This is a genomic window from Streptosporangium minutum, from assembly GCF_002149035.1.
GTDB classification, from domain to species: Bacteria; Actinomycetota; Actinomycetes; order Streptosporangiales; family Streptosporangiaceae; genus Streptosporangium; species Streptosporangium minutum.
This window is the reverse complement of record NZ_NGFP01000059.1, coordinates 1-14,896: the sequence shown is the minus strand read 5'-3', so window position 1 is coordinate 14,896 and position 14,896 is coordinate 1. Positions and strand designations below refer to the sequence as shown.

Here is a 14,896-nt window from a genome sequence, read left to right as displayed (position 1 = left end):
CAAGCGTAACCGCCGCTCGTCTGCGGACAGCGGATCACGGCCGCTCGAGCGGCCACCACGGCAAGGCATCGGCAGCTCGTCGCCGCATGGGGAGGTCCCCACGGTTTCAGGGATCGCCAGAAGGCGCGATCCCGCCGGAGACGCTGGACAGATCCTCGATATATCCGGAGCATGATCTACGTCCAGGAGTCGTTCCACAACGAGCCAGGCAGGCGGACGCCCAGAGCTTCAGCGGAGGGAGCCGGGCATCGGCGAGCAACCCGTCGCCGGCCGCCGGCCATGACCTGCCGAGCCCCCGACCCGGCTCTGATCGTGCCCCGAAGCCCAGCTCGCCCTCATCAGCATCATCCCCCCGACGTGAGGATCCGAGGATGACCCGTTCAAGGGCCCTGCTGTCCGTGCTCGCCATAGCCGCGTCCGCGCTGCTGATCGGCGAGAACGCCCGAGCCGACACGGACCTGCCGCTACCGTCAGCGATCTTCCGTGCCACGCACAACAGCTATTCCGGCAACGTCGACGGCGCCAAGAACTCCATCGTCCACCAGCTCGACCACGGCGTTCGCTTCATCGAGCTCGACGTCCACGACAACGGGTACGCGACAGCGCACGACTACGCCATCGGCCACGACTCGCCCGGCGATCTGGTCGACCACTCCGGCAACCCGGCTTCGAACCTTTTGCGCGACTGGCTGAACGTGATCAACACGTGGTCCGAGCGGCATCCGACCGCCGCCCCGCTCGTCGTCATGTTGGACCTCAAGGACGACCTGACCGACAACCCGTCGTTCGCCGCCGGCAACTTGACCGCGCTCAACCAGGAGCTCGTCTCCGTCTTCGGGCCGCGGCTGCTGACGGCCGAGGACTACCCGGCGAGCCCACCGTCACTGGACGCGGTGCGCGGACGCGTACTCCCTCTGCTTTCCGGCAACGGGAAGAGCCGCACGGAGTACAAACGCGACCTCGGCCATGACCCGGCGGTCGCGCTCAACGCGAAAGGGCAGATCGTCGAGGTGCACGACTCCGGTTCGGGTGTGCTCTGGTACTGGACCGGCACGTACGACGACGGTCGTGTGACCTGGCTCCGCCACGGGAAGTACGACACCGGCCGGACACCCGCCGTCGCGCTGAACGACAACGGCGACCTGGTCGAGGTCCACCAGTCCCAGAACGCGACCACGCTGTGGTACCGCGTCGGCCGTCTCGGTGCGGACGGCGAGATCAGCTGGTCCCCCAGCCGCCAGTACGACAACGGTGTCCTGCCGTCGGTCGCGTTCACGGACCCGGCCGGCACGGAGCTGCGCGAGATCCACCGTAGCCAGAGCAGCAGTCAGAACTGGCGCTGGGACGGTGTACTGGACACCGGCACGTCGGCGGTCTCGTGGCGCGGGAACGCGAAGACCTCCGACGCCCGTTTCGACAAAACCACCTCGATCCGCGGCACGTCGAGCGTGCACGTGTGGACCGGAGCGGACGGCCCGACTCCGGCGCGGACCCTGCGCGTGGACACCGACCGGTTCACCGGTGATCGCATCCGCTACCGGCAGACAGCCTTCGACGAGTTCCAGAAGGGCGACAGCGCGGAGCTCCAGCAGGGGGCCCTGTTCTACGCCGCACCGGCGACCGAGTCCGCCTTCATCACATCAGCACGGCAATCAGGGCGGCTCGTGCGCGGCTGGGACTTCGACACCGCGGGCATGGCGACGACCCCGTCGGCCAACCACCCGGCGACCAACCATCCCTACGACGCCTGGTACGAGAACCTCCTCACCCAATTAGGCGCCGTCCGGTAACGCCTCCATCGGCCCCGAACGCCGCAGACCGATCGACAAGGCCGCTCGCGGCAGGCCGCACCGGGCGCCGTGCTTCATCAAAGCTGATCCGGTGCCGGTCGGGCCCGGATCCGGGCCGCGATCGGCACCGCCCATGCGCCCTCGAACAGTCCCCAGATGCCGACCGTCTTCGGATTCACGTCGGCGCGGGCCTGCAGAGTTCGCGCCGTCGCGAGTGCGTCGCCGTCTCACGGCGGCCGTCCGCCGGCTCTCGGCGGGTTGGAAGCCCGCTCGAATCGCGGTGGAAGCCTCCCACCGCTCGATGATCCTGATTGGAGTCTCCAAGGCATCCTCGAGCACGTGCCCGTAGTGCTGTCGTCAAAGGTTCGTGGCGAAAAGAGGAAAGCGCATGGACGAGGCGAGAGGCCACGGTTGCGGCCTGGAGACGGAGGCCGCGTCCGGCCGGGTCTGCGGGCCCCGGGCGGACGGGGTCGAGGGCTCATGAGCGCCCAGGGGCCCGGGACCCGCGGTCCCGGCGAGAGCCACGACGCCGCCGACCGGTATGACGGCGCGGTGTCGGTGCGCGCGATGCCGCGCTGGTACATGACGCTCTTCGCCACCGACGCGCTCGAACGTTTCGGCTTCTACGGCATGCAGGCCATCCTGGTGCTGTACGCCGCGGCACCCCGCTCCACGGGCGGGCTCGGCCTGGCCAGGGCGGACGCCGCCGCGCTGTTCGGGGCGTGGATCGGCCTGATGTTCATCCTGTCGATGGCGGGCGGCTGGGCGGGGGACCGGCTGCTGGGCCAGCGGCCCGCGCTGCTGGCCGGATGCGTGTTCAGCGGGCTCGGCTACCTGCTCCTGGCGATCCCGACCGGCGTCATGACGGCGGTCGGACTGTGCGTGCTGGCGGTCGGCGGCGGCCTGTTCAAGCCGAACCACCAAGCGATGATCAACCTGATGTTCGGCGGCAGCAAGGGGCGCGAGTCGGGCATCTCGCTGATGTACGTCGGCGTCCAGGTCTCCGCCCTGCTGGCGCCGCTGGTCACCGCCTTCCTCGGCGAGCGGGTCAGCTGGCATCTCGCTTTCTCGGTGGCGGCGGTGGCCGTGATCGCCACCGGTGTGGTGTTCGCCTCCACCGGGGCGCAGTTCCACGGTGTCGGCGCCCGGCCGCCGAGGCCGCTCACGCCCGGGGAACGCCGCGTCCTGCTCACCCGGACGTCCGCGGCCGGCGCGGTGCTGGCCGGGCTGCTCGTCGTCATGGCGCTCGCCGGCGTGCTCAGCCCCAGCACGGCGATCATGATCACCGGCGTGCTGACCGTCCTCGTGCCGCCCATCGGTTACCTGACGCTGTACCGGAACCCGGAGCTCGGCGTGACCGACCGGCGGCGGCTCCGCGCCTTCCTCGCGGTGCTGCTGGGCAGCACGCTGTTCTGGATGATCATCGCCCACGCGGCGTCGCTGCTCAATCTGTTCGCCCGTGACCACGTCGACCTCGACGTGGTCGGCTTCACCGTGCCGGCCGGCTGGCTGCAGGCGGTGACGCCGATGTTCATCCTGGTGCTCGCGCCGATGATCGCCTCGGTGCTGCCCCGGATCGGCGGGCGGCAGCACGTCGCGATCAAGTTCGCCGCCGGGCTGCTGCTGGTGGGCGGCGGTTTCCTGGTGATGTCGGTCGCGGCCGCGCTCGCCGCCGGAGACACGAGGATCTCCCCGCTCTGGCTGATCGTGGTCTACCTGACGCACGCCTGCGGCGAGGTCGTCGTCGCGGCGGTGAGCATCTCGGCGCTGGCCGACGTGCTCCCCCGCCCGTTCATGGGACGGGTCGTCGGCGTCTACTGGCTGTTCGCCGCGCTCGGCGGCGGGCTGGGCAGCGGCGTCGTACGGCTGAGTGAGGTCGTCCCCGAGACCGCCTACTACCTCGGCCTCGGTCTTGTCGCGGTGCTGGTCGGCCTCGGCTTCCTGCTCCGGCGCGCGGCGCTGAGCCGCGCGCTGGCGACGGACGATCACGTGGACGCCACGGTGGGTTGACCGGGCCGCTCGTCTCCTCCACCGGAGTTCGAGGGGCTTCCCGGCTTTCACCGAGGTCTGAGGGGCTCCTCACCTTCCACTGAGGTCTGAGGGGTTTCCCGGCTTTTATCGAAGTCTGAGGGGCTCCTCACCTTCCATTGAGGTCTGAGGGGTTCCCCGGCGTCGCCGGCGGTTCGGGGACGGCCGGCGGAACGAGCCGCGGTCAGCGGGCGGCCACGTCCCGCCGCCCGCCTTCCCGGCGGGCCAGCCGGCGGGCCAGGTACGGAGCCGTCACGCTGTCCCGTGCACCCGCCACCACGTGCGGCGGGCCGGCCGCGACGACGCGCCCGCCCGCCTCACCGCCGCCGGGCCCCAGATCGATCACCCAGTCCGTGCCCGCCACCACGTCCATGTCATGCTCCACGAGCACCACCGTGTTCCCCGCCGCGACGAGCTCGCGTAGCTGTGCCACCAGCAGGTCGACATCGGCCGGGTGCAGCCCGCTGGTCGGTTCGTCCAGGACGTACAGGGTGTGGCCCCTGCGCACGCGTTGCAGCTCGCTGGCCAGTTTGACGCGCTGCGCCTCGCCGCCGGACAGGGTGGTCGCCGGCTGGCCCAGCCGCAGGTATCCCAGCCCGACCTCCGACAGCACCTCCAGGCTCCTGACCGCGCCGGGGACGTCCCGCAGGAAGCCGCGCGCCTGCTCGACGGTCATGTCGAGCACGTCGGCGATGGAGCGCCCCGCCACCGTCACCCGCAGGGTCTCGGGGTTGTAGCGCGCGCCGTGACAGACCGGGCACGGGGCGGTCGCGCCCGGCAGGAACAGCATCTCGATGAAGATCGACCCCTGTCCCTGGCAGTTCTCGCACCGTCCGCCGGGGACGTTGAAGGAGAAGCGGCCGGCGTCGTAACCGTGGCGGCGCGCCTGCGGGGTCGCGGCGAAGAGTCGGCGGACCGCGTCGAACAGGCCGGTGTAGGTGGCCAGGTTCGATCGCGGGGTACGCCCGATCGGCCGCTGGTCGACGCGGACCAGGCGGCGGATCGGCTCCAGGCCGGTCGCCGTCACGTGGGCCACGACCTCCTCGGGCGTGGAACCGTCCGGCCCCGCACCCGGGACGGGCGTGGAACCGTCCGGCCCCGTACCAGGGAGGGCCGTGAAGCCGGACGGCTCCGCGCGCCCGCCGCCTTCCTCGTGCCCGGCGCCGGTGTCCTCGCCCTCGCGGGCGCCCAGCTGTCCCGGGTCGTCGGCGTCGGCACCCAGGTGCTCGGCGACGACGCCGGTCAGCACCTGGCTCACCAGCGTGCTCTTCCCCGAACCCGAGACGCCCGTGACCGCGGTGAAGGTGCCCAGCGGGAAACGCACATCCAGGTCGCGGAGGTTGTGCCGGGTGATGCCGCGCAGTTCCAGCCAGCCGGAGGGACGGCGCACGTCCCGGTCGCCGGTACGGTCCGCCTGCTCGAAGAGGTAGCGGCGGGTGGCCGASTCGGCCACCCGCGCCAGGCCCGCGACCTCGCCGCTGTACAGCACCCGCCCGCCGTGCTCCCCGGCTCCGGGGCCGACGTCGACGATCCAGTCGGCCTGACGCATGACATCCAGGTTGTGCTCGACGACGAACAGCGAGTTGCCCGCCCCCCGCAGCCGGCGCATGGCCTCCAGCAGCGCCTCGGTGTCGGACGGATGCAGGCCGGCCGACGGCTCGTCGAGCACGTACAGCACTCCGAACAGGCCCGACCGCAGCTGGGTGGCCAGCCGGAGCCGCTGCAGCTCCCCTGACGAGAGCGTCGCGGTGGACCGGTCCGTGCTCAGGTATCCCAGCCCCAGCTCGGCCATGGTCCGGATGCGCTCCAGCAGGTTGCCCACCAGCGCCGCCGCGGCCTCCGCCCGCGCGTCCGGCGGCCCGGCCGCGTCGAGGTCTCCGGCGCGGACCGCGCCGGAGAGCACCCCGGCCAGCTCCGTCAGGGGCAGGGCCGCCATCTCGGTGATGTCCCGGCCGGCGAAGCGTACGGCCAGCGCCTCCGGACGCAGCCGTCTGCCCCCGCACACCGGGCACGGGGAGGAGAGCAGGAACCGGGCGGCCCGCGCGCGCAGGGAGGCGCTCTTCGTCGTGGCGTAGGTGTGCAGCACATACCGCCGGGCGCTGGAGAAGGTCCCCTGGTAGTCGCGGGCCACCTTGCCGGGGTCACGCACGGGGTGGACGGTGACGACCGGCTGCTCGTCGGTCATCAGGATCCACTCGCGCTGCTCGGCGGGCAGCTCCGACCACGGACGGTCGACGTCGACTCCCAGTTCGACGAGGATGTCGCGGTAGTTCTTGCCCTGCCAGGCGCCGGGCCACGCGGCGACCGCGCCCTCACGGATGCTCAGGCCGGGGTCCGGGACCAGGCTCTCCTCGCTGACCGTGTGCACCCGGCCCAGGCCGTGGCAGTGCGGGCAGGCCCCGATCGGGGTGTTCGGCGAGAAGGAGTCGGAGTCCAGGTGCTCCGCGCCGGGGGGATAGGCGCCGGCACGGGAGAACAGCATCCGCAGGACGTTGGAGAGGTGGGTCACGGTGCCCACCGACGAGCGGGTGCTGCCGCCGCCCCGCGCCTGCCGCAGGGCGACCGCCGGGGGGAGGCCGGTGATGTCGCCGACCTTGGGAGCCCCCACCTGCTCGATGAGCCGCCGGGCGTAGGGGGTGACGGACTCCAGGTAACGTCGCTGCGCCTCGGCGTAGACGGTCCCGAAGGCCAGGGACGACTTCCCCGAGCCCGACACCCCGGTGAACAGGACGATCTGGTCCCGCGGCGCCTCGACGTCGACGTGGCGCAGGTTGTGCTCCCGCGCGTCCCGCACGCGGATCATGGGATCCGTCGCGTGATCCGGCAGGCCGGCCGGCGGGCGCGTTCCGGATCCGGTCATCCCGGCACTCTCACCACGGCTGTCCGACCGGACGGGCGGAACCGGTGCCGGGACGGTACACCGCATGTTCTTCCGATCATGGCGTCAGTATATTCGCAGCTCAGTCCGCCTGCCTGTGACGTCCTGGCGCCGGTTCCGCCGGCGGACCATGCGCTACCGGCGTCCTGGCCCGGTGCCGTGCCGCCGGCGGACCGTGCGCTACCGGCGTCCTGGCCCGGTGCCGTGCCGCCGGCGGACCGTGCGCTACCGGCGTCCCGGCCCGGTGCCGTTCCGCCGGCAGACCGCGCGCTACCAGCCGCGGGCGAGCACGAGCCCGCTGGCGACGCCCAGGAGGACGGAGGCTGCGGCCGCGACGTGGGCGACCCACGCGGCGCCTCGCGACACGCCTCCCGCCGCGCTCCCTCCCGGCCTCCCCGGATCACCCGGTCCCGCCGCGCGGTGCGGTCTCCCCGGATCGCCTGATCCTTCCGGGTCTCCCGGTCTTTCCAGGTTTCCCGGGTTTCCCGGGTTTCCCGGGTCTCCCGGCCGGAACACCGGGACGATCCATCGCAGGTAGTAGAAGACGCTCGCGACGGTGTTCGCCGCCGCGACCACGGCGAGCCAGGCCTGGCCGGCGTCCCAGGCGGCGGCGAAGGCCAGCAGCTTGCCGACGAAGACGGCGGTCGGCGGGGTGCCGATGAACCCGAACAGGCATACGGCGAGCGACGCGGCGAGGCCGGGGGAGCGCCGCGCCAGGCCGGTGTAGCCGCCCAGTGAGTCGCGTCCCGTGGCGACGACCACGGCGAAGGCCCCCACATTGGTGACGGCGTACGCGCCGAGGTAGAACAGCAGCGCCGGTGCGGCGAGGTCGCCGCGTCCGGCCGCGACGACGGGCAGCAGGAGGTAGCCGGCCTGGCTGATCGTCGAGTAGGCCAGCAGCCGCCGTACGTTGTCCTGGAAGAAGGCGGCCAGGTTGCCCAGGGTCATCGTCGCCGTGGCGATCAGGGCCAGCAGCAGCCGCCAGTCGGCGGCCGAGGCCGCGAAGAACTCGCCCGCCATGCGGAACAGCGCGACGAACGCGCCGACCTTCGGGACGGTCGTGACGAACGCGGCGACGGCGGCGGGCGCCCCCTCGGCGACGTCCGGCACCCAGAAATGGGCGGGCACGCCGCCGATCTTGAAGAGCACGCCGGCGAGCAGGGCGACGAGGGCGCAGGCCACGGCGGCCCCGGGGACGCCGGCGAGCCGCTCACCCAGCGCCGCGTAGGTCGTCGAGCCCGTGAGGCCGTACAGCAGCGTCACCCCCGCCAGCATCGGGACGCCGAGGAAGGCGCCCATCAGGTAGTACTTGAGCGCCGCCTCGGTGCCGGGCGCGTCCTTCGCGAAACCCGTCAGGGCGTAGGCGGGGATGCTCGCCAGGAGGTAGGCAGCGACGAAGACGAGCAGGTCGCCGGTCCCCGCCAGGATGACCGCGCCCAGGGCGGAGAGCAGGAGCAGGACGTAGGCCTCGGTTTCGCGCCGGCGCCCGCGCGCCCAGCCGGACGCCAGGACGACCACGAGCAGGGTGGCGAGCATGACCGTGGCCCGCGTGACGTGGGTGAGCGGGTCGAGGACGTAGGACTCGAAGGCCGTGCCGCCGGGCCGGGCGGCCGCGAACGCACCGGCGGCCAGCCCGCCGGTGAGAGCCAGGCCGCAGATCCACGCCACGATCGGCTGGCGGTGACGTGGCAGGAACATGCCGGTGAGCAGTCCCAGGACCGCCCCGCCGAGCATGAACAGCTCCGGGAGGAGGGCGAGGGGATCGTCGTTCAACGGAGCTCCCTGAGCGTGCGACCTTGCGGCTCCGGTCGTGAAGAGGGCTCCGGCCCTGGAGAGGGAGTCACCGGCCCACCAGGGAGACCACCGCGGCGGAGGCCGGCTCGATCATGTCCAGCAGCCATCGGGGGGCGATCCCGATGATCAGGGACAGCAGGAGGAGAGGCGCCACGGCGGCCAGTTCCTCCGGCCGCACGTCGGTGACCCTCGGCGTCAGCTCCCCCGGCCGGCCCAGGTAGGCCCGGTGCAGCATCCGCAGCAGCAGCGCGGCGGTGATGAGGACGCCGGTCACGGACAGCGCGCCGGCGACCACGGCGCCGGGCGTCCCGATGCCGATGACCCCGGCGAAGATCTGGAACTCGGCGATGAAGCCGGACAGCCCCGGCAGCCCGAGGGAGGCGAAGGCGGCCACGGCCGTGAGCCCGGTGAAGATCGGCGCGGTCGCGGCGATGCCGCCGAACCCGCCGAGGCCGTAGCTGCGAGCGCGGTCCCACAGGACGCCGGTGAGCAGGAAGAGCGCGCCCGTGACCAGCCCGTGGCTGACCATCTGGGTGACGGCCCCGCTGACCGCCAGCTCTCTGGCCCGCGCGTCCCCGGCCACCAGGCCCGCGGCGCCCAGGGCGAGGACGACGTAGCCCATGTGGTTGACCGAGGTGTAGGCGATCAGCCGTTTGAGGTCGTTCTGGGCCAGGGCGACCAGCGCGCCGTACAGCACGCCGGCCACCCCGGCCACGACGAAAACCCAGGCGTGGCGCTGCCAGGCGCCGGGCAGCATCGGCATCGCGATCCGGGCGAAGCCGTAGGTGCCCATCTTCAGCAGCACGCCCGCGAGAACGGCCGATCCGGCGGCCGGGGCGTCGGTGTGCGCCGGTGGGAGCCAGGTGTGGAACGGCACGGTCGGCGTCTTGACCGCCAGCCCCACGCCGACGGCGAGCAGCACGAGCCCGGCGGTCCCGGGGGCGTCCCCGAAGGGCGGGGCGTGGGTCAGGTCGACCATGTCGAAGGTGCGCGGGTCACTGCCGAGGTAGAGCCCGATGAAGCCGAGCAGCAGGGCGAGCGATCCCAGGAAGGTGTAGAGGAAGAACTTCAGCGCCGAACGGAGGCGGTCGCCGTGTCCCCATCCGGCGATCACGAAGTACATGCCCACGATGGACAGGTCGAAGAAGACGAAGAACAGCAGCAGGTCCAGCGCGGCGAACAGGCCCAGGCAGACCGTCTGCAGGGACAGGAAGAGCGCGGCGTAGGCGCGGGCCCGCGGGGTCTCGCGCAGTGAGTAGATCGCGCACACCAGGAACAGCAGCGCGGTCATCGCGATGAGCGGCAGCGACATCCCGTCGACGCCCACGTGGTACCCGGCGCCCACGGACGGGATCCAGCGCATCCGCGTCTCGTAGCCGATCCCGCCCTCGTACCTCACCCACATCACGGCGACCAGCAGCAGGTCGGCGGCCGCGGCGGCGATCCAGACCCGGGTCGCCGCACGCCCGCCCAGCCGGGGCAGGAGCAGGACTCCGGCGGCCGCGGCCAGCGGCAGGAAGATCACGGCGGAGAGCACGCTCACCTCACCAGCGCGATCACGACGGCCAGCAGGACGAGTCCCACCGCCGCCTGCGCGAAATAGGTGTGCACCTGGCCGGTCTGCGGGCGCCGGGCGAGAGCGGCGAGCCCGGCCACCCCCGAGGCGACGGCGCGCACCGCGCCGTCCGCACCCGCCTCCCCCCACCTTTTCGCAAGCCGGGCCGCCGCCATCCCGGCCCGCGGGACGCTCCGGACCGCGCCGTCGACCACCCGGTCGTCGAAGCGCGCCAGCGACCGCGCCAGCGCCGTCAGCGGCCGCCACACCACGGCGACCGCGGCCCGCTCCAGATACAGCCATTCGCCGAGCACCCGGGGGGCGGGCAGTGCCCGATCCCGTACGGCCAGCACCACGACGATCGCCAGCGCGCCGGACAGCAGCAGCTCACCGCCGCCCGGACCGGGCTCCGAGGGGGCTCCCAGCAGCCGCCGCCAGGCGTCGAAGACCGCGGGCGGCCCGACCGCGCCGAAGGCCGCCGCCACCAGGGCGAGCACCGGCAGGGGCAGGCGTTCGAGGAGATCGACGCGATGGGTGCCGGGCTGCTCGGAGCCGTCCCGAGTCCCGGCGTCCATGGGACGCCAGACCGCGAACACGGCCCTGGCCGCGTAGGCGGCGGCCAGCAGCGCGGCGGCGAGCGAGACGAGATACAGGGGCGGCGACCGCTCGGCCACCGCGGACAGGACGGAGCCCTTGGTGACCCACAGCGACAGCGGCGGCAGCCCCGCGAGCGCCAGGGCCCCGATCGCGAAGGTGATCCCGACGAGCCGGTGGCGCCGGGCCGCTCCGTGCAGCTCGGTCAGGTCCTTGGTGCCCAGCGCCGTCAGCCACGCCCCGGCGCACAGGAAGAGCAGGCTCTTGACCGCGGCGTGCGCGACCAGGTGCGCGGTGCCTCCGGCCACCGAGGACACGCCGGCGGCGAGCACCATGAAGCCGACCTGCGCGCAGGTGGACGCCGCCAGCAACTGCTTGAGATCACTTTGGGCGACGGCCACGGCTCCGAGCAGCAGCGCCGTCAGCGCTCCCGCCCAGGCGACCAGCGGGGCGGCCCAGCCCGTCGCGGCGAGCAACGGCTGCGCGCGCAGCAGCAGGTAGGCCCCGGCGGCGACCATGGTGGCCGAGTGGAGCAGCGCCGACACCGGGCTCGGGCCCGCCATCGCCCGTGACAGCCAGAAGGAGAACGGCAGCTGGGCCGACTTGCCCAGCGCGGCGGCGACGATCCCGGCGGCGATCAGGTCGCGCCAGGGCCGTGCGCTCCCCGCGAGCCCGGCCATGTCCAGCGACCAGGCCGAGGCGAGGGCGCAACCGGCGGCGAGGTACAGGCCCATGTCCCCGGTGCGGGTGGTGACGAAGGCGATGCCCGCCGATCTCACCCGATGGTCGTCGCGCCACCGGAACCCGATCAGCGCGTACGACATCGCCCCCATGACCTCCCACGCCATCAGCAGGAGCACGAGGTCGGTGGCCGTGACGGTGACCAGCATGGCCCCGGTGAACAGCAGCATCAGCCCGGAGAACCGGCCGCGGTCCTCGCGGATCTGCCCGGCGGCGAAGACGAGCACGGCCAGCGCGGCGGTGGACACGGTGACGACCATCACCGCCGACAGCCCGTCGACCGCCGGCCCCGCCCGCAGCCCGGCGAACAGCGTCGTGGAGGACTGGGGGCGGGTGATCGCGGCGAGCACCGCCAGGGCGAGCGTCACGGCGGCGACCGCGACGGCCGTCGTCGGCGCCGCCCGGTCCACCCGGTGGCCGGTGAGCGCCAGGAGCCCGCCCGAGACGACCGGCAGACCGGGCAGCAGCCAGGCGAGCACGCTCATCCCCTCAGATCCCCGGCGTCGTCGGTCATGTCCACGTCGCGCGCCCGGAAGATCGCTGTGGTGACGGCGAAGCCCATGGCCATCTCCAGGGCCATGACGGTCACGGCGACCAGGACCAGCACCTGGCCGTCGGCGCTCGCCGGGGCCACGTGGTACCAGAAGGCGCCGCCGGCCACGATCAGCCCGTTGATCATGAGTTCGAGGCCCATCATCAGCATGACGATCGCCTGCTGCGACAGCGCGCCGTACAGCCCCACGGAGAACAGGGCGGCGGCGAGCAGCAGGAAGGCCTGAAGTCCCACCTCAGCGGCCCTCCTCGGGACGGGGGCGCGGGCGGTCGCCGTCGTAGCGTCCCCGGTGGGTCGCCAGCACCGTCGTGGAGATCATCGTGGCGAGGATGGCCACCCCCACGACCATCATGACGAGCATCTTCGGCCCCATGATCGACAGGCCCAGCGCATGGGTCGGATCGGCCGGCGGGCCGCCCCGGCGTCGCGGCCAGGGAGCGAGGAACACCCCGGCCACCAGGAGGAGGAAGACGCCCGCGGCGATGAGCGGGGCTCCGCGGCTGTTGTGCACCATCTTCATCGGCATGAGCCCGGCCGGGTTCATCATGTACATGATCATGAAGACCGCCATGACCATCATCTCCATGACCATCATGAGGACGATCAGAACGCCCAGGTACGACAGGTCGATCAGGAGGAAGACCAGCCCCACGCCGACCAGCGACGTCAGCAGGGCGAACGTCGCCCGCGCCATCGAGTCGACGACGAACACCGCGACGCCGCTCGCCGCCGAGAGCACGGCGAGCACCCAGAACGCGACGGACTGGAGCGTCACAGCACCACGATCCCGACGGCGAGCATCTGCAGCAGCGCGGCGGGGATCAGCACCAGCCAGGACAGCCACGTGAAGCGGTCCATCCGTACGGCGGGCAGCCGGTGCCTGGCCCACACCAGGACGGCGAGCACGGCCACCGTCTTGAGCAGCGTCCACAGCCACGGCGGCAGCACCGGACCGCCGCCGCCGCCCAGGAAGAGCGGCACTGCCGCCGCGGCCGCCACCACCAGCAGCGTGTAGCGTCCCGTCTGGAAGACCAGCCGGTCCGGTCCGGACAGCTCGGCCCGCACCCCGCCCGCGATGTCGGAGCCCACCGGCCGGCTCATCGGCCCCCAGAAGGCCATCGCCAGGGCTGAGACGAGATACACGGCGAAGGCGACCGGCATCCAGACCGCGAACCACAGCCCCCGCTGCGCACCCGCCACGTCGCTCATGTTCAGTGATCCCGCGCCCAGCGCCGCCGTGATCAGGGCGAACATGTGCGGAAGCTCGTAGGCCAGGCCCTGCGCCACGGCCCGGTACCCGCCGATCAGCGGATAGACCGAGTCGGGCCCCCAGCCGGTCAGCCAGAGCGAGCCCCAGACGCAGACCTCCATGGCGTTGAACCACACGACGCCCACCGCCAGATCCGCCACCGGCCTGTCTCCGAGCGGCAGCACGGCGGCTGCCAGCACCGCGACGACGGGGAGGCCGCAGACCCCCGCGCGCATCAGCAGGGTGTCGGCCGACGGAGTGCGCCGGCGCTGCTGCACCAGCAGCCGCGCCACCTCCCGCGGCGGGTCTCCGAGGCCTGACAGCCGTAGCGCCGTCCCGAGGACCGAGTCGAAGGCGGCAGCGGCCCACGCGAGCACGAGGAGAGCGCCGAGAAGCGCGATCGGCGTCCACAACGGCGTCGTCTCACGCATGAGGGGCCTCGTACGCCGGCCGTACCTGATCCAGGTCGGGGTCGAGGCCGGCCACGATCAGCCGCGCGGCGGCGAGCTCGGCGCCGGCGAGCAGCGTGGGCAGCACGGCCAGCAGGGACTCCGAGGGCCGCTCGCCCACGGGTCCGCGAGGCCCCTCGTCATCGGCCAGGCGTGACCGGTCGTCCAGCTCGCCCAGCGCCGCCTCCGTCCCGGCGAGCCATCTCTCCATCCGGGCCACCACGTCTCCCCGCACCCGTACGGCGGGCCCGAATGAGGCGTCGGCCGTTCCCAGGCCGCGCAGCATCCAGCGCAGTGACCGCGAGCGCCGCACCCGGCGGGCGAACCGCGCGAAGTCCTCGGCGAGCCCGGCGTCCGGCCGCTCCCACAGCAGGCGGTCGCGCAGCCGCCGCGCCCGCGTCGCCGAGCTGTCCCAGCCGGACACCGCCAGCAGCCGTCCGAGACTGTCCAGGTGGGATGCCGCCCTGCGGCGGGCGGCCTCGCCCCGGGTCACGTGCCGGCCCGCGAGGGCCGCCAGCCAGGGCTCGTCCCAGAACCGCTCCACGCCCGACCCGCCGGAAATCCGGACCCGCGCCCGCTGGATCACGTCCCCCTGCAGGACGGTCTCCACCACCAGCCCGGCCGGCCAGTCGGGCAGCACCGGGCCCAGCGGGACGTGCAGCCGGTCGAGGGTGAGGCCGTCACGGTCGGGCCCCCTGCCGGCCATCCTCAGCCCCCCGGGACCGCCCATGCCGTGCCCGTCTCCGTGTCCGGGGCCGCCCATGCCGTGTCCGTCCTCGTCCTCGTCCCCGTCGCCGTCCCCGTCCCCGTGTCCGGGACCGTCCACGTCGTGCCCGTCCTCGTGCTCCTGCCGTCCGTGCTCGGGCCCGTCTCCGTGTCCGTGCTCCTGCCGTCCGTGCTCGGGCCCGTTTCCGTGTCCGTGCGCCCCGTCCCTGCCCCGACGCGCCTGGCGCCTGACACGCTCGGCCGCGTCGCGGCGCTGGGCGGGACCGTCGGCCAGGCGGCTCACCGCGCCGTCCAGCGCGTCGGCCACCTGCTCCGGCCGGAGGTCGTCACGCAGCTCGACCCGTGCCCTCGGGCAGGGCGTGTCCGCCCAGATCGTCTCCACCGCCCGGGCCAGGGACTCCTCAGGCGAGCCGCAGACCACGAGCAGGTCCGCGGCCGCCGGTGTGCCGGCGCGCCGCCAGCCGCGCCGCGCCAGCTCGGCCTCCGCGAGCAACCGGGCGCGCGTTCCGTGCGGAACCGCCACGAGGAGGGAGGGCGGG

Annotated in this window: 10 protein-coding genes; 2 read left to right on the top strand and 8 right to left on the bottom strand. The window is 73.0% G+C overall.

What is annotated here, in order from left to right; genetic code table 11:
• Positions 1-371 precede the first annotated feature (371 nt).
• Together CA984_RS15175 and CA984_RS15170 are read left to right on the top strand one after the other, a co-directional pair.
• The gene (locus tag CA984_RS15175) at positions 372-1,790 is read left to right on the top strand and encodes a PI-PLC domain-containing protein (protein ID WP_086572470.1); all 1,419 of its coding nucleotides are present in this window, start codon (positions 372-374) and stop codon (positions 1,788-1,790) included.
• Positions 1,791-2,270: 480 nt separating this feature from the next.
• Complete coding sequence (locus CA984_RS15170) at positions 2,271-3,800, top strand: peptide MFS transporter (RefSeq protein WP_086572467.1); 1,530 nt, start codon at positions 2,271-2,273, stop codon at positions 3,798-3,800.
• Between the two features lie 202 nt (positions 3,801-4,002).
• Here CA984_RS15170 and CA984_RS15165 read toward each other — a convergent pair whose 3' ends face one another.
• From CA984_RS15165 to CA984_RS15130, 8 genes are all read right to left on the bottom strand, one after another.
• A complete protein-coding gene (locus tag CA984_RS15165; RefSeq protein ID WP_086572516.1) occupies positions 4,003-6,621 on the bottom strand; it encodes an excinuclease ABC subunit UvrA in 2,619 nt (872 codons plus the stop codon).
• Positions 6,622-6,966: 345 nt separating this feature from the next.
• Complete coding sequence (locus CA984_RS15160) at positions 6,967-8,469, bottom strand: NADH-quinone oxidoreductase subunit N (RefSeq protein WP_242675963.1); 1,503 nt, start codon at positions 8,467-8,469, stop codon at positions 6,967-6,969.
• Between the two features lie 67 nt (positions 8,470-8,536).
• On the bottom strand, positions 8,537-10,033 hold the full coding sequence (locus CA984_RS15155) for a complex I subunit 4 family protein (RefSeq protein WP_242675962.1): 1,497 nt from the start codon (positions 10,031-10,033) through the stop codon (positions 8,537-8,539).
• A complete protein-coding gene (locus tag CA984_RS15150) occupies positions 10,030-11,865 on the bottom strand; it encodes an NADH-quinone oxidoreductase subunit 5 family protein (protein WP_086572463.1) in 1,836 nt (611 codons plus the stop codon). The genes CA984_RS15155 and CA984_RS15150 overlap by 4 nt, the downstream gene beginning before the upstream one ends.
• Positions 11,862-12,167, bottom strand: coding sequence for an NADH-quinone oxidoreductase subunit NuoK (nuoK, locus tag CA984_RS15145; protein WP_086572461.1), 306 nt, complete (start codon positions 12,165-12,167; stop codon positions 11,862-11,864). Before nuoK ends, CA984_RS15150 begins: the two co-directional genes overlap by 4 nt.
• 1 nt (position 12,168) lies before the next feature.
• Entirely contained in the window at positions 12,169-12,708 is a 540-nt protein-coding gene (locus CA984_RS15140; protein WP_086572459.1) for an NADH-quinone oxidoreductase subunit J, read from the bottom strand.
• Positions 12,705-13,613, bottom strand: a complete 909-nt coding sequence (locus CA984_RS15135) for an NADH-quinone oxidoreductase subunit H (protein ID WP_086572457.1) — start codon at positions 13,611-13,613, stop codon at positions 12,705-12,707. The genes CA984_RS15140 and CA984_RS15135 overlap by 4 nt, the downstream gene beginning before the upstream one ends.
• Positions 13,606-14,896: hypothetical protein (locus tag CA984_RS15130; RefSeq protein ID WP_207620884.1), on the bottom strand; the 1,291-nt coding region annotated here is incomplete at its 5' end. The genes CA984_RS15135 and CA984_RS15130, both read right to left, overlap by 8 nt.

What these genes read in the sequence shown, in the direction of transcription:
- CA984_RS15175 (WP_086572470.1), top strand. Translation starts at nt 372, where the DNA reads ATGACCCGTTCAAGGGCCCTGCTGTCCGTGCTCGCCATAGCCGCGTCC.
- CA984_RS15170 (WP_086572467.1), top strand. Translation starts at nt 2,271, where the DNA reads ATGAGCGCCCAGGGGCCCGGGACCCGCGGTCCCGGCGAGAGCCACGAC.
- CA984_RS15150 (WP_086572463.1), bottom strand. Translation starts at nt 11,865, where the DNA reads ATGAGCGTGCTCGCCTGGCTGCTGCCCGGTCTGCCGGTCGTCTCGGGC.
- CA984_RS15135 (WP_086572457.1), bottom strand. Translation starts at nt 13,613, where the DNA reads ATGCGTGAGACGACGCCGTTGTGGACGCCGATCGCGCTTCTCGGCGCT.